This is a genomic window from Enterococcus pingfangensis, from assembly GCF_005405205.1.
GTDB lineage: Bacteria > Bacillota > Bacilli > Lactobacillales > Enterococcaceae > Enterococcus_A > Enterococcus_A pingfangensis.
In genome coordinates, this window is record NZ_BJDP01000008.1 from 1 (window position 1) to 25468 (window position 25468).

The window sequence follows — 25468 nt, forward strand, 5'->3', positions numbered from 1 at the left end:
ATTCTTTGGTCAGAACTATTTTGAGTGTAGCACAAATGGCTTTTTTAGTTGTCTAGCTTAATTTTACAATCGGCGTAATTAAAAATAAAAATATTTCAGAAACAATGCACGACCCTAAAAAAATGGGTTTTGTTGGAGCAATTATTGGAGCAATTGTCGTAGCTTTTCTAAACTCAACTGCAGCAGCTATTCCAGCAGCGTTGCAAGTGACTGCCGTAGCCGTATTGGTTCCAGCGGCAACAACATTGATCAACATCGTAATGCCGATCATTTTCTGGTTGGCAGCATTAGATGCTGGTAAACGGACAGGTTTTTGGGGTACATTATTTGGCGGAATCGCACAATTGATCATGGGCAATGCTGTTCCTGGTGTCGTATTAGGAATCTTGATCGGTAAAGGCGTCGATGAAATCGGCTGGAGAAGAGTAACGAAGATCATGATGGCAGCTATCATCATTCTATTTGTTCTAAGCGGCTTCTTCCGTGGATTTGATTTGGAAATGTTGAAGAGCTTCAATTTGCAAGCGCCAAACTGGCTTGAAAATATGCATAACGCTATCACATTGAACTAATAATAGTAAATATTCAAATGAAAATATAAAAGAAGACCTTTATTTGAAATAGGAGGGAAATAAATGGATAACACAGAAGAGTTGAAAGATCAGGCGGCCCTTTTGGAAGAGAAGAAAGCCAAAAGTTTCTGGTATGCTGATTGGTCATTTCCAATTATTGTAGGGATCATGTCAGCGGCAGTTTTTGCCGGGACACATATGTATGTTACTTACGGAGTCGGCGCTTTTAATGAAGTTTCAATCGTTGCGATGTTAAAAGCAGGATTAGACGGCGGTTCTTACGGAGCTGCGGCTGCGTTTGGTGCAAGTTTCTTATTCGCTCGGATTTTAGAAGGTTCACTCGTCGGAATTCTTGACTTAGGCGGTTCGATCTTAACGGGTATCGGTATTGGGATTCCAGCGATTTTCTTAAGTATGGGAATCCATGCGCCAATCGATAACTTTGCTGCTTCATTATTGACCGGGACTGTCTTAGGCTTATTAGTCGGTGGCGTCATCATTTTGATCCGTAAATTTACGATCAATCAAGCGAACTCAACCTTTGGTGCAGATGTCATGATGGGTGCTGGGAATTCTTCAGGTCGTTTCTTAGGACCATTGATTATTTTGAGCGCTACGGCTGCATCAATTCCAATCGGTATTGGAGCAACACTGGGGGCATTAGTTTTCTATATTTGGAAAAAACCAATCGCAGGCGGAGCAATCCTTGGTGCGATGATCTTGGGCGCACTCTTCCCAGTAGCACTCAAGTAGAAAGAAGGATAAAAGATGTTTGATCTATTAATCAAAAACGGAAAACTTATCACTGGAAAAAAAGTTGACATAGCCATAAAAGATGGTGCGATTTTAAATGTTGATACTGTCATTGAATCAACGGCTAAAGAAGTGATCGACTTAGCTGGCGAACATTATGTATCAGCAGGCTGGATCGATGATCACGTACACTGTTATGAAAAAATGACGCTTTATTATGATTATCCAGATAAAATCGGTGTAACCAAAGGCGTTACAACGGTGATTGATGCAGGAACTACCGGCGCAGAAAATATCGGTGATTTTTATGAGCTGACTAAAAAAGTGAAGACCAACGTCTATGCTTTAGTCAACATTTCAAAATGGGGGATCGTTGAGCAAGATGAATTAGCTGATCTAACGAAGGTCCAAGCAGAACTTGTCCACGATCGCTTAGCGGAATTACCGCAATTTATCGTTGGGATCAAAGCACGGATGAGTAAAACAGTCGTGGGTGAAAATGGAATCACACCCTTAGAGCTAGCTAAAAAGATCCAACATGAAAATGACGTGCCATTAATGATCCATATCGGTTCAGCGCCGCCAGAATTACAAGAAGTTTTGACATTATTAGATGCGGGGGATGTTTTGACCCACTGCTTCAATGGCAAACCAAACGGTATTTTGGACAAAGACACAGATGAGATCAAAGATTTTGCTAGAGCAGCTTATGATAAAGGAATCGTTTTTGATATTGGTCACGGAACAGACAGCTTTAACTTTCACGTTGCTGAAGTTGCATTAAAAGAAGGAATGAAAGCAACGTCGATCAGTACAGATATTTATCACCGCAATCGCGAGAGCGGACCTGTTTATGATTTAGCAACTACAATGGAAAAATTAAGAGTAGTGGGCTATTCATGGGAAGAAATTTTAGACAAAGTGACGGCAGTGCCGGCACAGTCTTTCCACTTAGCGAAAAAAGGGCAATTAACGGCTGGCTTTGATGCAGATCTGACGATTTTTGATTTGGAAAATGGCGAAAAAACATTGACCGATTCAAATGGATTTACACGAACAGCAAAAGAATTGATTAAACCAGTTAAAACAATTATTGGAGGCACCGTTTATGACAACTAGTTATGAAAAATTTGGGCTAAAAGAAGTGATCAACGCTTCAGGTAAGATGACGATTTTAGGTGTATCGAAAGTATCAGAAAATGTTCTAGCGGCACAACGTTTCGGCGGCGAACACTTTTTTGAAATGAGCGAGCTGCAAGTTCAAACAGGCGCTTACTTAGCAAAACTTTTGGAAGTTGAAGATGCTCAGGTCGTTTCTTCAGCCTCAGCTGGGATTGCCCAATCTGTGGCGGCGGTGATTGGTGAAGGAAGTGTTTATCACGCATACCATCCTTACACAGAGCGGATAACTAAACGAGAAATCGTTTTGCCCAAAGGACACAATGTCGACTACGGGACACCAGTTGAAGTCATGGTGGGTCAAGGCGGCGGAAAAGTTGTGGAAGCCGGTTATGCTAACGGTTGTTCTCCTGAACAATTAGAAATGATGATCACTGAAAACACTGCGGCATTGCTTTATATCAAGAGTCATCACACTGTTCAAAAAAGTATGCTGACAGTAGCTGAAGCAGTAGCTGTTGCTCAAAAACATCAATTGCCGTTAATCGTAGATGCAGCCGCAGAAGAAGATCTTTATAAATACAGCAAAGCAGGTGCTGACTTAGTGATCTACTCAGGTGCAAAAGCCATTGAAGGTCCTAGCAGCGGACTTGTAATCGGTAAAGGAAAATATATCGAATGGATTCGTCTGCAAGGTAAAGGGATCGGCCGCGCGATGAAGATCGGTAAAGATAATATTCTTGGTTTGACACAAGCATTAGAAGATCGTTTAGCAAATGGCAGCGAAACTGGCGACTCTATGAAAAAACGCTTGGCACCATTTATTGAAGCAATTAACCAAATCGATGGATTGAAAGCAACCGTAGTGCAAGACGGTGCTGGCCGCGATATTTATCGGGCAAGTGTCAAAGTCTTAGAACGTTCAGCTAAGGAAGTCATTGCTGAATTAAAAGCAGAAGATCCAGCAATTTACACGCGAGAATATCAAGCTAACAACGGCATCATTGAATTTGATGTTCGTGCCGTAAATGAAGAAGAAATGAACAAGATCGTTACACGCTTAAAAGCGATCATGTAAGGTTGAACACTTGCCGGTTCATTTTGACAAGTGGGTCTGATTTATTTTTCTAAAGAAAAAACTTTAAATAGAAGTAAGGAGCAAATAACTATGTCATTAACCCCAAATTATTATAAAGATCGAGTAAGTTTAAACGTTTTAGCCAATTCAGTTGAAAATGTGCGTGATTGCTACAACGCAGCAGATGGACACGTAGTTTTAGGTGTTTTATCAAAAAATTATGATAGCGATGCGGCTGCTATCGAAGACATGAAAAAATATCAAGCAGCAACGAACAACGCCCTTTCAGTTGGACTTGGCGCGGGTGATCCAAACCAAAGCCAAATGGTTTCACGAATTTCTGGCGAATTGCAACCACAACATGTGAACCAAGTTTTCACTGGTGTCGGCGCATCTCGAGCATTGTTGGGACAAAGTGACACGATCATCAACGGCTTAGTTTCTCCTTGCGGCAAAGTTGGCTATGTCAATATAGCGACGGGTCCATTGAGCTCTCAATCACCAGAAGCTATCGTACCGATCGAAACAGCGATTGCTTTGTTGAAAGATATGGGAGGCAGCTCAGTTAAATATTTCCCAATGAAAGGTTTAGCACACAAAGAAGAATACGAAGCAGTAGCAAAGGCTTGTGCGGAACATGATTTCTATTTGGAACCAACTGGCGGAATCGATTTGGAAAACTTCCAAGAAATCGTTAAAATCGCGTTGGATGCTGGCGTGAAGAAAGTCATTCCGCATGTATACAGCTCAATTATTGATGCAGAAACTGGCGATACTCGCCCAGAAGATGTTAAAACACTATTCAATAAAGTAAAAGAATTATTATAAAACAGCAAAAGAGAGCATGGTCGATGAGATCATGCTTTTTTTAGTAGAGTAAATACGATTATTTAGGCCAGGGGAGTTAGTGAATATTTTAACAAAAAGTTGACAGCGTTAAAAAAGTATTGTAGGTTTAAAGATAAGTAATTAATTGTTGTAGTTTAGATGGAACCAGAAAAATGAATATTTTTTTAGCGATGATAGTGAAATGTCGAACAAATAATAGGAGGAATTGAAATGATCGAAACTTTTGTGTTTTCTAGCGAACGTGTTTTTTTGAATGAAGATCAAACGAAGATCCGGCAATTGTTGGACTATTTAAAAAGTCGCAAGCAGCAAATCGGAATGGTTTTTTATGATCAAGCGAGGATGAATCAACTTTTGTTGGAACACCATCTGGTCGATTATTTAGATTTTTCGATACTAGGTAAAAAAGCCGAACAGATCCCTCAAGGATTGGTCGATTTTTTGCAAGTAGATTTAGCACAGCAAAAAGTCAATTTCATTTCAGATTCACTGGATAATTTGTGCGAAGCTAAAAACTTAGGTTTCAGGCCGATTTATCTTGCCGAAGATTGCAGTCAAGAAACGCTGACTTGTCCCTCTTTCAGGGATTTTGACCAGTTGCACTTAGGAGTCATTGAAAGCCGGTTTGATCAATTGATGTAATGCCTAATAAACTTTTTAGCGAAGAGTCTCAATGATTTTTTCAGAAATCGTTGGAGGCTTTTTTTGTCCGCAAAGTTCATCGATTTTATTAACAGATAGCTATATTTTTTTCAAAATATATTATTTTAATGATCAAATATGATAAACTTATTAATGAAGTTATAGTTAGTTAAATGGGAGAAGGTGGAAATCGTGGGCAGACATACCGCGCCAAAAGAAACAAAACTAGGAAAATATCTCGCAATAGGTTTGATCGCTTTTTTGTTGATCGGCGGTGTATATTTTGGTGTGACACGATTAAATAATTCGACTGAAGAATCAGAGAAAGCCGCCGCAAATGCGCGCCAAACGACGCTAGAAAAAAAGACTACCGACTCGAAACAAGCAACTGACCAACGTGACACACAAGCTGAGTCGACGGTTTCTTCTGAAAAATCGACAAAGACTAGTGAAAAAAAGCCAGCTAAAACAGCCGCAGCACAAACTAAAAAAGCAGTGGTCAAAGCAGCAGATAACTTAACTAAAAGCGCAGGCGAAGTGTATTATGGCGTTTATTATTTTAAAAATGAACAAACAATCTCCAGTGAAAATTCTGAACCGACAATCGCCGCAAATGTTATTGAATTATTCATTATGGACTATGCGCTTGCGCAAGAAGGCGGCAGTGATCAAGTGATCCAAGATAAGCAGTTGACGGAATGGTTGACACCGATGATTCAGCAAAATGATCTCACTGCAACCAATGTTTTGATCGATCATTATGGTATGAGTAATTTGAATGCCTATTTTTCAGCCCAAGGATATTCAGATACGCGGATTGAACATCGGATGATCGATATCAACGTTCCATTTGAAGCCGCTGATAATTACACCTCGTTAGATGATTGCATGAAATTATTGAAAAAAATTTATGATGGACATGAAAAAGCACCGCAAAAGCTGATGCTGGAGATTTTAACAGGACAAACACTTCGTACTAAGCTCCCTAAAAAAATACCAAAAGATGTTACGGTAGCGAATATCACGGGTGAACAGCAGAAAATTGAGAATGACATCGGACTTGTGCTGACAAAAGACGAGCCGTTTGCCATTGTCGTGCTGACCCAAGAAGTTTCAGATATCGTCAAAACAAGAAACGCAATCGCTGATTTTAGTTTAGCGGCGGCTAGTTTAAATGAGTGAGCAGAACTTACCCTAACGGTAGGTTCTTTTTTTGTAAAAGAGATAGCTATTATAAAAATATTTGTGATTTTTAGCAGCGGTAATATGATAAAATAAACATAAAAATGAGAATATTACTTTTAGTTGGTCTAACTTAAGAAAAAGGAGCGGGATTAAAATGAAAATTTGTCCAAAATGTGGGGAAGAAAACAGTGATCAGTCATTATTTTGTGAACACTGCGGGTTTGAATTTGCTAATACGGAAGCATCAACAGAGGAATCACCAAAAAGAAATCAAGGCACGAATTTGCAAGAAACAATGGATTCAGCAAATTACACACCAAAGTATACACCAAATAAAAAATCAGTTCCTAAATGGCCATTCATTATCGCAGGGGTAGCGTTATTGGCAGTTGTTGTGGGTGTTGGTTTTGCTATGGCAAGTCGCGGAGAGGATCAGGTTGTTCAACCAAGTGCAACGTCTTCATCCAGCTCAGCAGATACAAGTAAATATGATGATATTATCGCCGAAGCCAAAGAAATGACGATCAATGGCGAGTATAAGAAATCAAATCTAAAGTTAAGCCGTATTTCTGCCAGCGACTTAGGCAAGAGTGAATTTTCAGCAATCGCTGATGAAGTAGATGAATTGACTGAAAAAAATGAAGAAGGCTTGCAGCAAGAAGAAGATAAAGAAGCCGCACAAAAAGCCCAAGAAGCTAATAAACCGGCAGTAACAACTTCAGGAAGTTCGAGTGCTTTCAGCGGAGATTATGCTAAGTGGGCGAACACGTACTATTTCTATTATTCACAATCAAGTCAAAAACAAAGCGCATTGACCATTGGAGCCAATGGCAGTGTAACTCAAAAAAATGTGAACGGCACCCAATATTTTGGTGAAGCTACGATCACTAGTGCCAGCGGTGATGTTTTAAGTTATGAAACAAATGAACAATATCCTTCTGAGATGCCAGATACGAAATCAGTCAATCCAAATGTAAAAATCACTGTGACGTGGGATAACGGCGGCGGCACTCAGATTTATTATGGCTATCTTTCTTATTCTTCACGTTTGGCATTGACTGATGGCGTGGCGAAAAATGGCGGAGTTAATGAAGTCTGGATCTCATAAAAAGTATATAGGAAAGAAGATGAAACCTTTTGGGAAGACATTCAGGCTCAGACAGATCTGGCACTATTAAATATATTTGGATAGGGATTTTATTTCTGCTAGTAGCCGGTTCGACATATTTAGCCGCAAATAAATTTTTCGCGCAACAAAGCAAGCCGCAAACTATTGAACAAAGCAGTCAAACTGAATCAAGTACACAGCCAGAAACTGAGACGAGTGAGAAAATAAGTACAGCGACTACTAGTTCAACTATCAGTACAAGTACCAGCAGTACGCAGAGTACAGAAAACACACAAAAGCCGCAGTTAGATCCTGCTGAACTGTTGGCGAATGCAGGCCAAGTATATTATGGTGTTTATTATTTTAAAAACAATCAAGAGCTGTCCAGCAACAATTCTGCTCCAACTGTTTCTGCCAGTGTGATCAAAGTTTTTATTATGGAATATGCGTTTACTAAAGCTAATCCAGCGGAAGTCGTACAAGGAAGAACCCTCAATGATTGGGTCGTTCCAATGATCCAGCAAAGTGATAATAGTGCGACCAATGTGTTGATCGACTACTTTGGTATGGACACATTGAATCAGTTTTTCCAAGCGCAAGGGTATCAAGATACCCGACTGGAACGTAAAATGTTAGACAATGCCGCACGCAGTCAGGGCAAAGAAAATTATACGTCATTAAATGACTGCATGGCTTTTTTGAAGAAGCTCTATCAGCAACAAGGAGCGTATCCGCAATCAACCATGCTTGAGATCATGAAGGGGCAGACTGTTCGCACCAAGATCCCCAGCAAATTAACTGGAGAAATCACAGTGGCTAATAAAACTGGCGAACTCGACAATGCAGAGAATGATATCGGTTTGGTTTTGACCGAAGACAATCCATTCGCGCTCGTCGTATTAACTAAAAATATGACCAGTGTGGCGGGCATACGAAACGCCATTGGGGATTTTTCATTAGCTGCAACACAAATAAAGTAATGAATAGAAAGTCCTACACTTAATTGCTGAGTGTGGGGCTTTTTGTTTGGATCAACTGGGTTTACGTGAAAACTTCAATAAGCTAGAGAAGTAACCACACGATCGATTGTTCATTTTAAATAAAATTTAGTCAAAAATAATTTCTAATCAAAAAAATTACTACTTAGTCATTTAATAATGAGAACGATTCTCTTTTAGGAGGCTTGCGGGAGAAAAATCCCTTCGTTATACTGGAGGAAGTGATTGTAAACACTTACACAAAGTTATGAGTATTGTTTCAAGACATTCATAACTTTTGAATACATCAGGGGGTGGAAAAATGGTTAGCCGATGACTTTGAGTGCCGCAAAGCTTAGAGGTTCTAAGTGCAGCAACTAACTATTTTTCCTCCTCGGATCAGTTGAAGTAGCGATTATCCAGGAGCGGGTCTTTTTTAGGCGTGCTTTTTTCTGTTGAGGAAAAATAATGAATGGTGCGTATACGGCAAAGTTTTCAATGCAGCGATTCAAAAACAAATGCCTCAAAATGAGAAAGGAATGGATAATGTGGAAGTAAAAACAAGCCTGCCGGAGATTTTTGATGAATTTGGCGAAGCAAGAAGACAAGGATTTTTGACAGTCAAGGAAATAAAAGAGGCGGGCAAACCGATTGTAGGAGTGTACTGCACCTTTATGCCGGAAGAATTAGTATTGGCTGGCGGAGCGATTCAAATTAGTTTGTGTTCGACTTCAGATGAAACGATCCCTGATGCCGAAGAAGATTTGCCGCGTAATTTGTGTCCGTTGATCAAATCAAGTTATGGTTTTGGAAAGACGGATAAGTGTCCGTATTTTTATTTTTCTGACTTAGTTGTTGGCGAAACGACGTGTGATGGCAAGAAGAAAATGTATGAATACATGGAAGATTTCAAAGATACGTATTTGATGCAATTGCCGCATATGCGTGATACGGAAGAAAGTAAAAAAATGTGGTACAGCGAATTGGTTCGGTTTAAAGAAAAACTGGAAGATTTTCTTGGAGTCGAAATCACTGATGAAAAAATTCGAGAAGCAATTGTTTTGAAAAATCGTGAGCGTCAAGCAAAGCAAGACTTTTATCGGTTAGGTCAATTGAATCCACCGGCACTTACAGGTCAAGAGATCTTCAAAGTGATGTATGGTTCGCAATATAAGTTTGATAAAGAAGAAGTGATTCAAATGCTGGCTGAAACGACGGCTAAAGTCAAAGAAAAATATGATGCTGGTGAACGGTTGGAGCAGAAACCGCGTATCTTAATAACAGGATCACCAATGGGCGGAGTGACTGAAAAAGTCATTCGCGCGATCGAAGAAAACGGTGGAATAGTTGTTGCTTATGAAAACTGTACAGTCGCCAAAGCGGTGGAACGGTTAGTTGATGAAACAGAAGCCGATGTCTATCAAGCTTTGACCGATAAATATATCAATATCGGTTGTGCCTGTATGACGAATAACCAGCCGCGAAAAGAATTGTTGAGTCAAATGGTCGATGAGTATCAAGTTGATGGCGTGATCGATATGGTCTTGCAAAATTGCATCCCATTTTCGGTAGAATCATTAAAGATCAAACGTTTCTTGAACGAAGAAAAACACATCCCCTATATGTATTTAGAAACGGATTATTCGACGTCAGATATTGAACAGATCAATACGCGCGTCACTGCATTTATCGAAATGTTAGAGGAAGATGCTGTATGTACACAATCGGTTTAGATTCAGGTTCGACGACGACAAAAGGCGTCCTTTTTTCTAATGGCGAGTTATTGGATAAATATCTGATCCCGACCGCCGGCAACCCCAAAGGTGCGATGTCAGAAGTTGTCGAGTATTTCAAACAAAATCATGTAATAAAAAATTCAAAGCTTGTGACGACTGGGTACGGTCGCAAGTTATTGCCGGCTGACTTAGTGGTGACTGAAATCACCTGTCACAGTAAAGGCGCGGAATATTTGCACCCTGGAGTGAAACAAGTAATCGATATTGGCGGGCAAGACTGCAAGACGATTCAGCTAAATGGCAAAGGCAGTGTTGTGGAGTTCAATATGAATGATCGGTGTGCGGCTGGAACTGGTCGTTTCGTTGAAGTGATGATGCGGACTTTGGGCGAAGATATTTCTGATTTGGATCATTTTGTTCAAGCGGCTGAGCCGGTCACGATCAACAGTATGTGTACGGTATTTGCAGAATCAGAAGTTATCAGCTTGATCTCAAAAGGTGAAGCGCGAGAAGATATTGCACTAGGAGTCTTGCATTCTATCGCACAGCGGATCAGTGGGCAGTATTCAAAACTGAGACCGGTTAGAGGCGAAGAAGTATTGTTTACTGGCGGTCTATCAAAGAGTGAAACTTTTGTAAAAGTCTTAGAACAATATGTGGCAGCCCCGGTCAAAAGCGATGAACTTTCTCAGTATGCTGGAGCAATCGGTGCAGCACAAATCGGAATAAAGAAATTAAAATAAATCAAAAGGATCCGGCAGACTCAGCCGGATCCTTTTACTTATTATTCTGAAGAACAAATTGCGAAAAATTGAAATGATTCGACGAATGGAAATCAACCGGGTCAGCAAGCCATAAAAATAATCAGTAAGAAAGAACCTTTTTCTGCTAGCGCACCGAAGAAAAGAATCAAGCTATCCACAAATAAGACACTCATATTGACTCCAAATAGGACAGCCAATCTTTCAGACGTATCTTCGATTTTTTTCTCTTTGAAATAAACTAAAAAAAGATAAAGATTAACTAGTATGAACAACACGATTGAAAGAATGATGGCAAGCTTCATAAATATACTCCTTCATTAATTGCAAGTAATTAATTTTCTATTGCCATTATACTCGCTGAAAACAAAGAATAGGAGGTAGAGAATGCTTTTATTTTTAAAGATAAATTTAAAGAGAGGCATTGTTTTTGCTAGATGATCTATTTATCCTGACATTCATTGGTCACTCCGTTATACTAAATAAAAATAAAATTTTTAGGAGGAGCAACGATGGACTTTGTTGCATCAGATTTTGAGTATTATGAGCGTACAATCAAGATCATGTATCAAAATTATTATTGGAAACGAATCGTGATCTGCGGGATTGCATTAGTCATCATCATGATTTACAGCGGGATTTTTCAAGATAATTTATTTTTGAATCTCTTGCTGATGGTCGCGATTGCCGGTGCCGGCGGCTATCTGTTTTTAGAAAAGCAAAAATTTTCAGAAGTCTATCATGCTTTTTTGGCAGAAAATCAGCCGGAAGTACAGATTCGAAAAATTCAAGAAGAAGAGTACAGTTACAATGTGTTAGCGGATGGGAAAACGCGTATCAACAAAAAGGGTGTTCGTAATCTGCCGTCTAATAATAAGCAATACACGATGATGGTCGGTTTTTCTAAGGCGTTCTTTTCACGGGAACCGCTGCAAATCGTTTATTACGATATGCTTGATCTTACTTATGAAGAAAATTTTCGGTTGAAACGTAACGGCTATACTAAAGTGCCGCGTGTTTTGCGACGCTTTACATTGCGGAATTTAAAAGCGAGTGCGGGCAATGCCATGAGTTTTATTTTAGGCAATCTGTTTCTTTTATTCATTTTGTATCGTTTGCTACGTTATGTTTGGTCATTTCTGCGGATGCTGTTCTAATCACTTGAGAGAAAATTTCTCAGGTGATTTTTTTTCGAGCAGTTTCATGCTATAGTTTTGAAAACGATTTATTTAATGGAATTAAAAGAATTTTTTGCTTTGGCAGAGGAAATTGGGATCAAAGAGCACATTATAATTTTTTTAAAAGAAGGAGGAGAAAAAATGATCAAAACGATTGTGATAGGACCGCGCGGAAAAATGGGGCGCCTGATCACGCAAATTGCTGCTGCTAGTGAGGAATTGATGTTAGTTGCAGGTGTTGGTCCGAAAGGGCGCGACTACATTGGACAGGATTTGGGTCAAACAGTATTACTGGGACACGATTTGGGTGTGCCCGTTGTAGATGACTTAGCAGAAGTAATTGAAATGTGTGACGTCATCATTGATTTTTCTACTAAGGAAATGGGATTAGACGTTTTACAACTGGCAAAAAAATACAAAAAAGCATTAGTCTGCGGGACGACAGGATTTACTTCAGCAGAAAAGGACTTGTTTCGCAATGCTGGTGCGGTGATTCCGATCCTGTACGCGGCAAATACGTCTAAATTAGTAAATGTAATGAAGCAATTATTGCAAACAGCCACAGCTGCAATCGGCAAAGAAACGGATATTGAAATCGTGGAAATGCATGATCGCTGGAAAAAAGATGCGCCAAGCGGCACTGCGAAAGAGATGGGCGAGTTGATCGCCGCTGAATTAGATACAACACTTTCAACCGTAGCAACTTATGGTCGTGAAGGAGTCGGTGAACGAGAACCGGGAACCATTGGATTTCACTCTGTTCGAATGGGAGACACGCCAAGCAGTCATACGGTTTTATTTGGTGGCCTTGGAGAACGGCTGGAAATCACTCATCATTCGACCGATTGGCGCGGCTTTGCCAAGGGAGCTTGTGACTGTGCAGTCTTTTTAGCGAAACAGCCGCCAGGATATTATGGTGTTGCTGATATTTTAAACAAATGATGAAAAGGGAGTGACAAAAATCTTGTCACTCTCTTTTTTTCTGAATAAATGGTGAAAAGTAGTTTCTTCTAAAATCAGCCGAAATTTCACAAAAAAAATTAAGAAGGAATTTTCGGAAATTCCTTCTTATTCTTGAAGCCGCGCCCGGTTGTCACAACCGCTCTTTTATGCCGGCTAAATAAATTCGGATACTGTTCAAAAAGTTTGCTTTTGGGTCTTGTTGCCGCCGATGGACAAAATTTTCTAGCAAGGAAGTTAATTGCTGTTCATGGGCATAGTCGCGCATTTTAGTGACGTAGCTCATCAGATCACTTTGCTTATTTAAGGAATCTTTTCGCAAAATCTCTTCATGATGCTGATCAATCAATTGTCCAATCAGCAGATGATGCATTGAAAGTAAGGCGTTGTGACTTTCGACGGGGGACAAACCGATTGAAATCAATAATTGTGCCATTGTTTCTAAATGCTCCAAGCGACTAGGATAAGCCGGGATAGTATGGATTTCGATCTCAGCGCCGCACGGAAATTTTGTGTAGAGATCATAATAGCTTTCCATAAATTGAAAAAGTTGCTCGTGCCAAACAAGATTTCGATCGGGGATGACCAATTCCTCTTCCATCGTCTCTATCATTTTTTGCAGCAAAGCTTGTTTATTATTGAAATACCAATAAAGTGCGGGTGCTTGTACATGTAAACGAGTCGCGAGTTTTCGCATCGACAGCGCTTCGATCGTGTGACTTTCTGCTAATAAATCAAACGCCTCCTGAACGATTTTTTCGCGGGTGAGTTTATTTTCGGCCACTATGCTGCTCCTTTCTTGTTTTCCTTTTTTGAAATGTCAATCATTCCTCTTGCAATTCTTTTTGTATCGTGGTAAATTATCCTTCGCTCTTATTTTACAGTGTTAAATAAGAGTCGTCAATTTTTGGAAAGAAGGCGATAAAATGAAGTTGATTTTGCGACACGTAAAAAACTACACCCCGGCTGCTGTAGTGTCTTTACTCTCCGTAAGTATCATGGTAGCTGCTTCTTTGTGGCAACCCAAATTATTAGAAAAAGTTTTAGAAGCAATCGTTAGAGATGACCGAGGCAAAATATCTGAATTAGGTATTTACTTGATCAGTATTGCTTTATTAGGCTTAATTGCGGGTGTTTTTAACACGATTTTTTCCGCCAAAGTAGCTCAAGGTGTCAGTGCGGATATTCGCGAGGAAGCCTTTCGTAAAATCCAAACCTTTTCTTTTGGAAATATCGAACAGTTTTCTGCAGGAAACTTAGTCGTTCGTTTAACGAATGATATCACTCAAATTCAAAATTTAGTAATGATCGCTTTGCAATCATTGATTAGAATTCCTTTTCTTTTTATCGGCAGTCTCATTTTAGCAATGATCACACTGCCGCAATTATGGTGGGTAATCGTTGCGTTGATCGTGGTCGTAGTGATCATTACAGGCTTATCATTCACGCAAATGGGTAAACACTTTATGATTATTCAAACATTGATTGACAAAGTCAATGAACGAGCAAAAGAGAATCTGTTAGGGATTCGCGTAGTAAAATCTTTCGTTCAAGAAAAAAATCAATTGACGCGTTTTAGTCAAACGAGTGAAGAATTGACGAAACACAATATCATTGTCGGGACACTGTTCTCTGTTATGATTCCTTCATTTATGTTGGCGGCCAACCTAGCGGTCGTTGGAGCGATCTTCTTTGTCAGCAATCTAGTGAAAGATGATCCGTCAGCGATCGGCGGAATCGCCTCGTTTATGAACTATTTAATGCAGATCATGATGGCAATCATTATCGGTGGAATGATGATGATGATGACTTCGCGTGCGGCGGTCTCATTAAAACGGATCAATGAAATTTTAGAAACGGAACCGGATTTGACTTATCCAGATGTTCCCGAACAAAATCTATCCGGCAGTGTTCGGTTCGATCATGTATCTTTCCGTTATCCAGGAGATGAAAAAGATACGCTGAAAGACATTAGTTTTGCGATTCAATCAGGTGAAATGATCGGGATCGTTGGTGCGACTGGTTCAGGGAAATCGACTTTGGCACAATTGATCCCTCGCTTATTTGATCCAACAGAAGGTTCTGTAGCAATCGGCGGTGTCGATCTAAAAGAAGTCAATGAAACAAGTCTACGCAAAACGGTTTCTTTTGTATTGCAAAAAGCGATTCTCTTTTCTGGGACGATCTCACAAAATCTACGCCAAGGGAAAAAAGATGCTACGGTAGGCGAGATGGATCAAGCAGCTCAAATCGCGCAAGCAAAAGAGTTTATTGAGAAATTGACCGAACGTTATGAAGCACCTGTAGCTGAGCGGTCGAATAATTTTTCTGGCGGGCAAAAACAACGGCTGTCGATCTCTCGCGGAGTTATCGGGACGCCGAAGATCTTGATTTTAGATGACAGTACTAGTGCGTTGGATGCAAAATCTGAACAATTAGTGCGGGAAGCTTTGAACAATGAATTAAAAGCGACCACAACAATCGTGATCGCACAAAAAATTGCTTCCGTTGTGAATGCTGATCGAATCTTAGTTTTAGACAATGGTCAGCTGGTCGGTGAAGGGACCCATGCCGAATTAGCCGCAACCAATGCGATCTATCAAGAAATATTTGAAACTCAAAAAGGAACGGAGGAGTAAGGATGACGGATTTAATCAAAGCAAGCAAATTCTTTTTCCATTATTTGAAACGCTATAAGAGCTCCTTCTTTTTTATTCTCGTATCGATCATCGCAGCGACCTACTTACAGGTCAAAGCACCGCAATATATCGGTCAGGCATTTCAAGAATTAGCCAGATATTTAGAAAATTTGATGAATGGCGTCGATGATAAAAGCAAATTCATCGATATCATTTGGAAGCTGTTGTGGTTCTATGTACTTTCAAGTGCCGCAAGCTTTATTTACAGTATTCTATTTACTCAAGTCGTTGGGAAAGCAACCAATCGGATGCGGATCGGTCTATTCAACAAATTAGAAAAATTAACAATCCGTTTCTTTGATTCACATCAAGACGGCGAGATCTTGAGCCGCTTTACTAGTGATTTAGACAACATCCAAAATAGTTTGAACCAAGCATTGCTGCAATTTTTAACGAATGCGGTTCTATTAATCGGAATCTTGATCGTGATGTTCCGGCAAAGTGTTGAACTGGCTTGGGCAACGATCGCTTCGACACCGATTGCGATCCTTATCGCCGTAGTGATTATTCGCAAAGCTCGGAAGTATGTCGATATCCAGCAAGACGAAGTCGGCAAATTGAACGGCTATATGGATGAAAAAATCAGCGGTCAGCGAATCATCATTACAAATGGTCTGCAAGAAGAAACAATCGATGGTTTCTTAGAACACAATCAAACGGTGCGTGACGCGACTTATAAAGGTCAAGTTTATTCTGGAATGTTGTTTCCAATGATGCAAGGGATGGCTTTAGTCAATACAGCCATCGTGATTTTCTTTGGCGGCTATCTAGCCTTGCACGGTGATTTGGAACGGACGGTGGCTCTTGGTTTAGTAGTGACATTCGTTCAATATTCGCAACAATATTATCAGCCATTGATGCAGATTTCTTCTGGTTACAGCATGATCCAATTAGCCGTGACCGGCGCACGACGGTTGAATGAAATGTTTGACGAACCCGATGAAGTGAAACCGGAAAATGGTGTGGAACTTACGGATGTAAAAGATGCGGTTCGTTTGAATCATGTAGATTTTGGCTATGAGGATGATCGGCTGATCTTGAAAGATGTCTCGATCAAAGTAAACAAAGGCGAGATGGTAGCGTTAGTTGGACCGACTGGTTCTGGAAAGACGACAATCATGAATTTGTTGAATCGCTTTTATGATGTAAATAGCGGATCTATTTCGTTTGATGGTCAAGATATCAGAGAGGTCGATCTAGATAGTTTACGGCAGCACGTTGGGATCGTTTTGCAGGAATCTGTTTTATTTTCAGGCACGATTAAAGAAAATATTGCCTTTGGTAAACCAGAAGCAGCAGATGAAGAAATTATCGCGGCGGCTAAACAGGCAAACATCCATGACTTCATTGTAAGTTTGGATGAAGGTTATGAGACTGTTATCAGCGAAGAAAATAATTTGTTCAGTACCGGCCAAAAACAATTGATCAGTATCGCTCGGACGATCATCACTAATCCCGCGCTGTTGATTTTGGACGAAGCAACTAGCAACGTGGATACAGTGACTGAAGCGAAGATCCAAAAAGCGATGGATGAAGCGATCAAAGGACGAACAAGTTTTGTGATCGCTCACCGCTTAAAAACGATTTTGAATGCGGATCGGATCGTTGTTTTACGCGAGGGTCAAGTAATCGAGGAAGGAAATCACCACGAGTTATTAAAAGAAAATGGATTTTACGCGGAACTTTATCGAAATCAATTTGTTTTCAAATAAGACGTTTGATCGCAGCAGAAAATTTTCTGTTGCGATTTTTGTTATTTAACATTTTTTAATGACTTATTTATTGACTTCTCATTTTGTAAATGCTAAATTCAATGTAATCATTTAAGGAGGTCAGAACTCATGACAAGTAGTACGACGAAATGCATGGAGCTTCAATCAGTTGAATCAGCATGTTGTTGTATGGTGCCAAAAGCAGCATACCGTTTTGTCATGTCTATTAACTGTTCTGGACTCGTTTAAAAAGAAGGAAACTTCTAATTTTTGACGATTGCAAGAGGTGCAGCTTTAATAGTCTGCACCTCTTTTTTTGTCGATAAGATTAGGATTTTCATCCAAAAGAGGAGGAACAACCATGTGTTGTCACTGCATAGCTGAACGTAGATAAAACAAACTAGGAGGAAGAATTCATGGATTTATCAACGAAATTGATTCACGGGGGAATCAGCGAAGACCCATTGACTGGAGCGGTCAGTGTACCGATCTATCAAACATCGACTTACCGCCAAAAAAAATTAGGCCAACCGGGAGACTTTGAGTATTCGCGTTCAGGCAATCCAACGCGAAATGCTTTAGAAGAGCTGATTGCGGAACTTGAAGGCGGCGTGAAAGGTTTTGCTTTTGGATCAGGTTTGGCTGCTATTCATGCAGTGTTATCATTGTTCCAGCCGGGGGATCATTTGATTTTAGGCGACGACGTTTACGGCGGAACTTTCCGTTTGTTAGAAAAAGTTTTTAAACCATTAGGCTTGAGTTATACGATGGTGGACAGCCAAGATTTAGCACAACTTGAAGCGGCGCTGACAGCTCATACGAAGGCGCTTTACTTAGAAAGTCCCAGCAATCCGCTGTTAAAAATCATTGATCTAGAAAAAAGTGCCGCATGGGCAAAAGAAAACGGCTTATTAACGATCGTGGACAATACGTTTGCGACACCTTATTTGCAACAACCGTTGGCCTTAGGCGCTGATATCGTCCTCCACAGCGGAACGAAATATCTAGGCGGCCACAGTGATCTAGTTGCAGGACTAGCGACGACGGATAAAGCAGAACTCGCTGAAAAAATCGGCTTCAATCAAAATTCGATCGGCGGTGTTTTAGGACCGCAAGACAGCTGGTTATTGCAACGTGGGATCAAAACATTGGCGGTGCGAATGGAAGCACATCAAAAAAATGCAGAAACGATTGCGGCCTTTTTAACGGATCATCCAGCAGTTGATAAAGTGTATTATCCAGGTCTGGCTGACCATCCGGGACATGAAATTGCTGCTAAACAAATGCGCGGTTTCGGCGGAATGATCGCTTTTGAATTAGTAGATGAAAGCCGCGTCGCCGAATTTGTCGAAGCATTGAAAATCATTACTTTGGCTGAAAGCCTAGGTGGTGTTGAAAGTCTGATCGAAGTCCCAGCAGTCATGACCCATGCCTCGATTCCAAAAGAAAAACGTGAAGCTGCGGGGATCAAAGATGGATTGATCCGTTTATCAGTGGGGATCGAAGCTGTCGAAGATTTACAAAATGACCTAGAGCAGGCATTGCTTGTAAAAAACAAATAACAAAAAAAAATTACTAAAAAACGATCGTTTATCAGGAAGATTCATGAGTTAAACGATCGCTGGGGGAAAAATAAAATGAAAAAATCAATGATTGCCATTGCTAGTTTATTAGTCGTGGGGGTTCTATTCTTGGCAGGATGCCAGTCAAATGACAAAGCGGATGATAGTGCAAGTTCAGAAAAAACTTTGCGGGTGGGAACAGAAGGAACGTATTCACCCTTTTCTTTCCGTGATGATAACGATAAACTAACTGGTTATGATGTAGATGTTGCAAAAGCGGTCGCTAAAAAAATCGACTACAAAGTTGAATTTGTCGAAGCGCCATGGGATTCAATGTTAGCCGCTTTTGATGCAAATAAATCCGATGTAATCTTCAACCAAGTAGCGATCACTGACGAACGGAAAGAAAAATATTTATTCAGCACACCGTATTCTATCTCGCATCCGGCGCTGATCGTCAATAAAGACAATGATGAAATCAAAGATTTTGCTGATTTAGAAGGAAAAACTTCGGCGCAATCATTAACGAGCAACTACGCACAAATGGCAGAAGACCTTGGCGCGGAAATCTCTAGTGTTGATGGTTTTAGTAAAGCGGTCGAATTGGTCGGCAATAACCGTGCAGACGCAACATTGAATGATGACGTGACTTACTATGACTACTTGAATCAAAAACCTGATGCACCGATCAAAATCGTTAAAACATCAGACGAGTCGACTGAAGTCGCTGCAATGTTTCATCAAGGTGACGAAGAGTTAGTCAAAAAAGTCGATAAAGCCATCAAAGAATTACAAGATGACGGGACTTTAACAAAACTATCAGAAAAATATTTCAAGAGAGATATCTCTAAATAAGAAAGTTGGTTCGATCTTGTTGATTAAACTAGCAATCCAAGCAGCAAATTAATTCGTTAAAACGAGGAGTAAGTAAAATGGAACGAACGATTGATATTATTCAAAGCTCAGCGCTGCCGTTATTTTGGGCACTGTTAAAAATGACGATTCCTTTGACGTTGATCTCATTTGCATTAGGTATGATCTTAGCGTTGGTCACCGCCTTAGCACGGATCTCAAAGAATCGTGTTTTAAACGGAATTTTCTTTTTATATGTCTGGATTTTCCGCGGAACTCCGTTATTGGTCCAATTATTCATTGTCTTTTTTGGACTTCCTTCGGTGGGAATCCAAATGGACGCTTGGACAGCAGCGATTTTGACTTTTTCACTAAATACCGGCGCGTATGCTTCTGAAAATATTCGTTCCGCTTTGCTGGCGATCCCAAAAGGTCAATACGAATCAGCAGCTTCATTGGGGATGAGCCGCTGGCAGATTTTGCATCGCATCATCGCGCCGCAAGCGTTCAAGATTGCTTTGCCGCCGTTGTCTAACAGTTTTGTCAGTTTAGTCAAAGATACGTCACTGGCAGCGAGCATCACGATTGTTGAGATTTTTATGACCGCACAAAGAATCGCCGCTCGGACCTATGAGCCGCTGCTGCTTTATAGCATGGTGGCGATCTATTATCTGATCTTTTGTACCTTCTTAAATTATCTGCAATCCGTACTTGAAAAACGGATGATTTATTAGGAAGGGGGAGCTAGCTATGTTGACAATTGAAAAATTAAACAAAAGTTTTAACGGAACGCAAGTTTTAAAAGAGATCGATCTAGTCTTTCAACCCGGAGAAACGACAGTCATTTTAGGACCGTCGGGATCAGGAAAAAGTACGTTACTACGCTCAATCGATCTATTAGAAACACCGGACAGCGGTACGATCAAGATTGATCAAGACAAACTTACATTTCCGCAAAATTTATCGTTTCGCCAATTAAAAGAATATCGTGGTCATTTTAGTATTGTTTTTCAAGCATACAATCTTTTTCCCCATTTGACGGTCATTCAAAACGTCATGGAAGGTCCGACACAGGTGAAGAAAGTTTCGAAAACACAAGCCCACGAGCAAGCAGAAGAACTGCTGAAAAAAGTTGGACTATTAGATAAAGCCTTGGAACGTCCGAAACAATTATCTGGCGGACAAATGCAGCGAGTAGCAATCGCACGAGCTCTAGCGATGGAACCAGAATTCATGCTTTATGATGAACCCACCAGCGCGCTTGATCCGGAACTCGCACAAGAAGTTTTGCAAGTAATCAAAGATTTGGCAGAGGCGGGTAATGGGCAGATCGTTGTGACCCATCATTTAGAATTTGCCCGCAAAGTTGCTGATCGAATCGTTTTTCTTGAAGACGGACAAGTGACTTTTGACGGCAGCAGCTCAGCCTTTTTTGAAAGTGATAATCCACGGATCCAACGATACTTGCAACAATTTTTATAAAAGAAAGAGGAGATGACAAAAAATTGTCATCTCCTCTTTTTTCGAATAAATGATAAAAAGCAGCTTCGAGAAATTCCTGTTTTATTTCTTGCGGCTGCCCACTTCTGCCACAATTTTTTTAAGACTTAGTAAGTTGTATCTCAGGTTTTGGTTCTTGGATTTTAACTAGGATTAATTTAGTGATCTCCATCAATAAGACAGCCGAGACGGCTAATGACAATGCCAAGCCGATTTCGGTCAACGCAAAGGTGCTTGGAATAGCAAAGACTTCACGCAGTCCGGGCAGCAAGGTCAAGCTGAACAATCCAGAACAAACTAGAATCGCTAGTAAAACCATTTTGTTAGAAAACAAGCCGACTTGCAGCGAGGTTTGTGTATTTGAGCGAGCCGCGAAAGTTTGTAATGTCCGACTCAAGATCAATGTAGTAAACGCCATTGCTACACCAGTTTCTGGTGATTGTTGATTTCCTAACCATTGAGCGGTGATCACTGCTAAAGCGATTAAAATTCCACGATAAGTTACAGAAACTAAAGTTTTACCGGTAAAGATCCCGCTGTTTGGATCACGAGGCTGACGTTTCATAATGGTCGGTTCAGCTTTTTCCATGCCCAACGCGATCGCTGGCAATGAGTCATTGACTAAGTTGATAAAAAGCAGCTGCAATGCGGTGAATGGATTTGCCCAGCCAATCGCTAAAGCAAAAACAATCGCGATGATCGCTCCTAAGTTTCCAGCAAAGAGGTAAGCGACCGCTTTTTTGATATTGTCAAAAACATTTCGGCCAACTTCAACCGCTTTGATAATAGAAGCGAAGTTATCATCTGTTAGGACCATTGCAGCGGCATCTTTGGCAACATCAGTTCCAGTTCCCATCGCGATTCCGATATCTGCTTGTTTCAAGGCGGGAGCATCATTGACCCCGTCGCCGGTCATGGCTGAGATTTTACCTTTTTCTTGCCAAGCGCGAACAATCCGAATTTTATTTTCTGGTGAGACACGGGCATAAACGGTCACTTGTTCTAAACATTCAGCCAATTCAGCCTCAGTTAATCGATCCAATTCAGCACCAGTCAAAGCTTGATCGCCGGATTGGAAGATCCCGATCTCTTTAGCGATAGCAACAGCAGTCGTCTTGTGGTCGCCGGTGATCATTACTGTTTTGATGCCGGCTGAATTAGCATCCGCGACTGCTTGGAAAACTTCTTCCCGCGGTGGATCAATCATTGCCAACAATCCGACTAAGACAAGCTCTTCTTCGTCAGCTAATGTCAGCTCATTTGTTGAAACTTCTTTATAAGCAAAAGCTAAAACACGCAAGGCGCGTTCAGAAAACTGTTCGTTTTGTTTTTGAAAATGTGCTTTTAATTCAGCCGTCAGCTCCACGACTTGGCCATTTAATAAAACTTTTGTACTACGCTCAAAGATGATATCTGGTCCGCCTTTAGTCACCATGAGCTTTTGCTGAGCGATTGTATGAAGAGTAGACATCAACTTGCGATCAGAATCAAACGGTAGTTCCGCTTCACGAGGATATTTTTCTCGCAGTTCACGATAAGACTGATTTTGTTTTTCACTGAAGTCGATCAGTGTGATTTCAGTTGGATCGCCCAATTTCGTTCCATCTTCACTGATCGTCGCATCGTTAGCTAAAACACTAATGTCGATCAAACGTTGCTCATCTGTTTGCCATTGTTGCGGATCGTTAGAAAATTTACCGCTTTGCCCGTTGGCTAAGTAATGATCAACGACAGTCATTTTATTTTGCGTCAGTGTGCCGGTTTTATCGGTACAGATGATACTAGTCGAACCTAAAGTTTCGACGGCGGGCAGTTTCCGGATAATCGCATGGTGTTTCGCCATTTTCTTTGTTCCTAATGAAAGAACGATCGTCACGATCGATTGCAAAGCTTCAGGGATGGCAGCCACAGCGACCGCTACGGCGAACATAAAGGCATTCATGATATCTTGAGTCACATCCGCTGAACCATCTAAGAAGACCCGCAGCAGCTGAACGCCTAAGATCACCAATGATAAAAGCAAGATCGCAAAACTTAATTTTTTACTGAAAAGATCTAAGCCTCGCTGCAAGGGTGTTTTTTGTTCAGTGGTTGATTCTAATAAACCAGCGACTTGACCGATTTCAGTATCGCTGCCTGTCGCAGTTACTAAAAATTTTCCGCGGCCGTATGTGACAATCGTTCCGCTGAATACCATATTGACGCGATCGCCGACAGGGGCTTCCGCAGAAAGTACGGTAATTTTCTTTTCTGCAGGTGTTGATTCGCCGGTCAGCATACCTTCGTCAACTTTTAACGAGCCGACTTCAAGTAAGCGGCCATCTGCGGGAACATAGTCACCCGCTTCTAAAATAACGATGTCACCAGGTACGATTTCTTTTGCCGGAATCGTTTGTGCCTGTCCACTACGAAGGACGCTAGCATCGGGTGCCGAAAGTTTTTTCAACGCATCAAGCGAGCCTTCTGCTTTTTTTGTTTGGATTACACTGACCACAGAATTCAACAACAGTACGGCAAAGATGACGAGTGATTCTACATGGGCGCCCATGACCATCTGAACGATCGCTACGATTAATAAGACGATCACCATCGCATCTTTGAATGTTTCGATAAATAAGGTCAATGCTGATTTTTTCTTAGCTTCCCGCAGTTGGTTAGGGCCCTTTTCTTGCAGCAGTTGTTGTGCTTTTTCTGAGCTCAAACCAGCGGCAGTCGTATTCAAATCTTTCATCAACAGATCCGTTTCTTTTTGATACACATGTTTTGTCAATTTATATCCCCCAATGATTTTTTTACTTAACTTGGTTTTTTGCAGTTATCGTCAGCTGCCGATTTTATTTCAGCAAGCAGAACTAACAAAAAGAGACCCAAGGCAAGTAGTTATACTTGTCTTAGGTCTCACCATTTCATACGATACCAGAAAACCATCACTGGTTTACTTACTGTTGATATCATAACAACAACGTTGTCGGTTACTCCCCTAAGGAGTTATTAATATATTTATACTCTAACGTAAACTATTTATGATTACAAGAAATATGTTGAATTAACAGAGTAAATTCATAAAATAATTTTGACTGCGCCTTGTTGGGTCTGTTTTAAAAGGTTATTTAATTTTTATTAAGAAACTATTTCCCCGCAATAATCGTCTTGATCGTACTTTCATCTAAGCCCTTTAAAACTTGGATCAGCATTTCTTTTGCGGCATCAAAGTCAGCGATATTGAACATCGTTTGATGCGTATGGATGTAGCGTCCGCAAACGCCGATCACTGTACTTGGAATGCCGGTATTAGAAGTATGCGCGGCTCCAGCGTCCGTACCGCCTTTTGAGACAAAGTATTGGTAAGGGATGTTGTGAGTCTCCGCCGTATCTAATAAATATTCCCGCAAACGGGGAAGTAAAATCATACCGGGATCTTGAATTCGCAAAAGTGTTCCTTCGCCTAGATGTCCGAAAGTTCCGTTAGTTGTGACTAAATCATCTGCGGCTGAACAATCGACCGCGAAAAATAAATCCGGCTGGAATTTTGTGACAGCGGGTTTGGCGCCGCGCAAGCCGACTTCTTCTTGGACGTTTGCTCCGGCAATCAAGGTATAATCGAATGTTTCCTTTTGCAAAGCGTCTAAGGCTTCCAACACAACGGTACAACCATACCGATTGTCCCAAGCTTTACTAATAATATTTTTGCCGTTGGCGGTTTTGACCGTCTCAGTTTGTGGAACGATCGTATCTCCAGGCAACACGCCGTAAGCCAACGCTTCATCTTTTGATTCAAAGCCCGCGTCAAATAAAATATCTTCGACTTTCACTTGACCTTGTCCGCTTGTTCCTCGTAATAAATGTGGTGGGACTGAAGAGGAGACACACGGATAATTGCCTTTGCCAGTCTTCAGAGTAAAGCGTTGTGCCGAAACGACATAAGGGTTCCAACCGCCTAAAGGGACGACCTTGAACAAGCCGCGCGGAGTGATCTCGGTCAATAAAAATCCGACTTCATCCATATGGGCTGCGACCATCACGCGTGGTTTATTAGTGTCTGCCTGGCGCAGACCGAAAATACCACCCAAACCATCTTGTTGTACCTCATCGACTAGAGGAGTAAGTGCGGTTCGCATGTAGCTGCGAATGTCTTCTTCAAAACCGCTCGTTCCTTGCAACTCGGTTAATTCTTTGATTCGTTGAAATGTTTTTTCTTCCATCCTTTGTCCACTCCTTGAAAGTC

General features: G+C 40.9%; 22 protein-coding genes and 1 pseudogene. 19 read left to right on the forward strand and 4 right to left on the reverse strand.

Annotation, left to right across the window (positions count from 1 at the left end; all coding sequences use genetic code 11):
* Positions 1-80: 80 nt before the first annotated feature.
* The 11 genes and pseudogenes from FFM63_RS06110 to FFM63_RS06160 form a co-directional block, all read left to right on the forward strand.
* Positions 81-572 (forward strand): annotated as a pseudogene (locus FFM63_RS06110) (DUF4311 domain-containing protein); the annotation flags it as partial.
* Positions 573-635: 63 nt separating this feature from the next.
* Positions 636-1325: a DUF4310 family protein gene (locus FFM63_RS06115; protein ID WP_137609436.1), complete on the forward strand. Its 690-nt coding sequence runs from the start codon at positions 636-638 to the stop codon at positions 1323-1325.
* Between the two features lie 15 nt (positions 1326-1340).
* Positions 1341-2444: an amidohydrolase/deacetylase family metallohydrolase gene (locus FFM63_RS06120; protein WP_137609437.1), complete on the forward strand. Its 1104-nt coding sequence runs from the start codon at positions 1341-1343 to the stop codon at positions 2442-2444.
* A complete protein-coding gene (locus FFM63_RS06125; protein WP_137609438.1) occupies positions 2434-3522 on the forward strand; it encodes a DgaE family pyridoxal phosphate-dependent ammonia lyase in 1089 nt (362 codons plus the stop codon). Before FFM63_RS06120 ends, FFM63_RS06125 begins: the two co-directional genes overlap by 11 nt.
* A 90-nt stretch (positions 3523-3612) precedes the next feature.
* A complete protein-coding gene (gene dagF, locus FFM63_RS06130) occupies positions 3613-4350 on the forward strand; it encodes a 2-dehydro-3-deoxy-phosphogluconate aldolase (protein ID WP_137609439.1) in 738 nt (245 codons plus the stop codon).
* A 231-nt stretch (positions 4351-4581) separates the two neighbouring features.
* Complete coding sequence (locus FFM63_RS06135) at positions 4582-5013, forward strand: hypothetical protein (RefSeq protein ID WP_137609440.1); 432 nt, start codon at positions 4582-4584, stop codon at positions 5011-5013.
* A 192-nt stretch (positions 5014-5205) separates the two neighbouring features.
* A complete protein-coding gene (locus FFM63_RS06140; RefSeq protein WP_137609441.1) occupies positions 5206-6195 on the forward strand; it encodes a serine hydrolase in 990 nt (329 codons plus the stop codon).
* 157 nt (positions 6196-6352) lie between these two features.
* Positions 6353-7306 carry a zinc ribbon domain-containing protein gene (locus tag FFM63_RS06145; RefSeq protein ID WP_137609442.1) on the forward strand — a complete coding sequence of 318 codons (954 nt, stop codon included), beginning with the start codon at positions 6353-6355 and terminating at the stop codon, positions 7304-7306.
* 29 nt (positions 7307-7335) lie between these two features.
* Positions 7336-8286: a serine hydrolase gene (locus FFM63_RS06150; protein WP_137609443.1), complete on the forward strand. Its 951-nt coding sequence runs from the start codon at positions 7336-7338 to the stop codon at positions 8284-8286.
* Positions 8287-8831: 545 nt separating this feature from the next.
* Positions 8832-10016, forward strand: a complete 1185-nt coding sequence (locus FFM63_RS06155; protein WP_137609537.1) for a double-cubane-cluster-containing anaerobic reductase — start codon at positions 8832-8834, stop codon at positions 10014-10016.
* Positions 9998-10762 (forward strand): acyl-CoA dehydratase activase, encoded by a 765-nt coding sequence (locus FFM63_RS06160; RefSeq protein ID WP_137609444.1) that lies wholly within the window; start codon positions 9998-10000, stop codon positions 10760-10762. The genes FFM63_RS06155 and FFM63_RS06160 overlap by 19 nt, the downstream gene beginning before the upstream one ends.
* A 101-nt stretch (positions 10763-10863) precedes the next feature.
* Here FFM63_RS06160 and FFM63_RS06165 read toward each other — a convergent pair whose 3' ends face one another.
* On the reverse strand, positions 10864-11085 hold the full coding sequence (locus tag FFM63_RS06165; protein ID WP_137609445.1) for a hypothetical protein: 222 nt from the start codon (positions 11083-11085) through the stop codon (positions 10864-10866).
* Between the two features lie 207 nt (positions 11086-11292).
* Between FFM63_RS06165 and FFM63_RS06170 the strand changes: the two genes are divergently transcribed.
* Positions 11293-11937: a hypothetical protein gene (locus FFM63_RS06170; RefSeq protein WP_137609446.1), complete on the forward strand. Its 645-nt coding sequence runs from the start codon at positions 11293-11295 to the stop codon at positions 11935-11937.
* A gap of 162 nt (positions 11938-12099) precedes the next feature.
* Positions 12100-12900, forward strand: coding sequence for a 4-hydroxy-tetrahydrodipicolinate reductase (dapB, locus tag FFM63_RS06175; RefSeq protein WP_137609447.1), 801 nt, complete (start codon positions 12100-12102; stop codon positions 12898-12900).
* 151 nt (positions 12901-13051) lie between these two features.
* On the opposite strand, the gene FFM63_RS06180 is transcribed toward dapB, so the two are convergent.
* Positions 13052-13702, reverse strand: coding sequence for a TetR family transcriptional regulator (locus FFM63_RS06180; protein WP_246033296.1), 651 nt, complete (start codon positions 13700-13702; stop codon positions 13052-13054).
* A gap of 142 nt (positions 13703-13844) precedes the next feature.
* On the opposite strand from FFM63_RS06180, the gene FFM63_RS06185 reads away from it, so the two are divergent.
* From FFM63_RS06185 to FFM63_RS06210, 6 genes are all read left to right on the forward strand, one after another.
* Entirely contained in the window at positions 13845-15557 is a 1713-nt protein-coding gene (locus tag FFM63_RS06185) for an ABC transporter ATP-binding protein (protein ID WP_137609448.1), read from the forward strand.
* 2 nt (positions 15558-15559) lie between these two features.
* Positions 15560-17329 (forward strand): ABC transporter ATP-binding protein, encoded by a 1770-nt coding sequence (locus FFM63_RS06190; RefSeq protein WP_137609449.1) that lies wholly within the window; start codon positions 15560-15562, stop codon positions 17327-17329.
* Between the two features lie 416 nt (positions 17330-17745).
* Entirely contained in the window at positions 17746-18891 is a 1146-nt protein-coding gene (locus FFM63_RS06195) for a cystathionine gamma-synthase (protein WP_137609450.1), read from the forward strand.
* Positions 18892-18966: 75 nt separating this feature from the next.
* Positions 18967-19746 carry an amino acid ABC transporter substrate-binding protein gene (locus FFM63_RS06200; RefSeq protein WP_137609451.1) on the forward strand — a complete coding sequence of 260 codons (780 nt, stop codon included), beginning with the start codon at positions 18967-18969 and terminating at the stop codon, positions 19744-19746.
* A 77-nt stretch (positions 19747-19823) separates the two neighbouring features.
* Positions 19824-20477, forward strand: a complete 654-nt coding sequence (locus FFM63_RS06205; protein ID WP_137609452.1) for an amino acid ABC transporter permease — start codon at positions 19824-19826, stop codon at positions 20475-20477.
* Between the two features lie 16 nt (positions 20478-20493).
* Entirely contained in the window at positions 20494-21225 is a 732-nt protein-coding gene (locus FFM63_RS06210) for an amino acid ABC transporter ATP-binding protein (protein WP_137609453.1), read from the forward strand.
* A gap of 118 nt (positions 21226-21343) precedes the next feature.
* Here FFM63_RS06210 and FFM63_RS06215 read toward each other — a convergent pair whose 3' ends face one another.
* Both FFM63_RS06215 and pepA read right to left on the reverse strand, forming a co-directional pair.
* On the reverse strand, positions 21344-24013 hold the full coding sequence (locus FFM63_RS06215; protein ID WP_137609454.1) for a cation-translocating P-type ATPase: 2670 nt from the start codon (positions 24011-24013) through the stop codon (positions 21344-21346).
* 358 nt (positions 24014-24371) lie between these two features.
* Complete coding sequence (gene pepA / locus FFM63_RS06220; protein ID WP_137609455.1) at positions 24372-25445, reverse strand: glutamyl aminopeptidase; 1074 nt, start codon at positions 25443-25445, stop codon at positions 24372-24374.
* Positions 25446-25468 lie beyond the last annotated feature (23 nt).

What these genes read in the sequence shown, in the direction of transcription:
- FFM63_RS06115 (WP_137609436.1), top strand. Translation starts at nt 636, where the DNA reads ATGGATAACACAGAAGAGTTGAAAGATCAGGCGGCCCTTTTGGAAGAG.
- FFM63_RS06120 (WP_137609437.1), top strand. Translation starts at nt 1,341, where the DNA reads ATGTTTGATCTATTAATCAAAAACGGAAAACTTATCACTGGAAAAAAA.
- FFM63_RS06125 (WP_137609438.1), top strand. Translation starts at nt 2,434, where the DNA reads ATGACAACTAGTTATGAAAAATTTGGGCTAAAAGAAGTGATCAACGCT.
- dagF (WP_137609439.1), top strand. Translation starts at nt 3,613, where the DNA reads ATGTCATTAACCCCAAATTATTATAAAGATCGAGTAAGTTTAAACGTT.
- FFM63_RS06135 (WP_137609440.1), top strand. Translation starts at nt 4,582, where the DNA reads ATGATCGAAACTTTTGTGTTTTCTAGCGAACGTGTTTTTTTGAATGAA.
- FFM63_RS06145 (WP_137609442.1), top strand. Translation starts at nt 6,353, where the DNA reads ATGAAAATTTGTCCAAAATGTGGGGAAGAAAACAGTGATCAGTCATTA.
- FFM63_RS06160 (WP_137609444.1), top strand. Translation starts at nt 9,998, where the DNA reads ATGTACACAATCGGTTTAGATTCAGGTTCGACGACGACAAAAGGCGTC.
- FFM63_RS06165 (WP_137609445.1), bottom strand. Translation starts at nt 11,085, where the DNA reads ATGAAGCTTGCCATCATTCTTTCAATCGTGTTGTTCATACTAGTTAAT.
- FFM63_RS06170 (WP_137609446.1), top strand. Translation starts at nt 11,293, where the DNA reads ATGGACTTTGTTGCATCAGATTTTGAGTATTATGAGCGTACAATCAAG.
- dapB (WP_137609447.1), top strand. Translation starts at nt 12,100, where the DNA reads ATGATCAAAACGATTGTGATAGGACCGCGCGGAAAAATGGGGCGCCTG.
- FFM63_RS06185 (WP_137609448.1), top strand. Translation starts at nt 13,845, where the DNA reads ATGAAGTTGATTTTGCGACACGTAAAAAACTACACCCCGGCTGCTGTA.
- FFM63_RS06190 (WP_137609449.1), top strand. Translation starts at nt 15,560, where the DNA reads ATGACGGATTTAATCAAAGCAAGCAAATTCTTTTTCCATTATTTGAAA.
- FFM63_RS06195 (WP_137609450.1), top strand. Translation starts at nt 17,746, where the DNA reads ATGGATTTATCAACGAAATTGATTCACGGGGGAATCAGCGAAGACCCA.
- FFM63_RS06200 (WP_137609451.1), top strand. Translation starts at nt 18,967, where the DNA reads ATGAAAAAATCAATGATTGCCATTGCTAGTTTATTAGTCGTGGGGGTT.
- FFM63_RS06205 (WP_137609452.1), top strand. Translation starts at nt 19,824, where the DNA reads ATGGAACGAACGATTGATATTATTCAAAGCTCAGCGCTGCCGTTATTT.
- FFM63_RS06210 (WP_137609453.1), top strand. Translation starts at nt 20,494, where the DNA reads ATGTTGACAATTGAAAAATTAAACAAAAGTTTTAACGGAACGCAAGTT.
- pepA (WP_137609455.1), bottom strand. Translation starts at nt 25,445, where the DNA reads ATGGAAGAAAAAACATTTCAACGAATCAAAGAATTAACCGAGTTGCAA.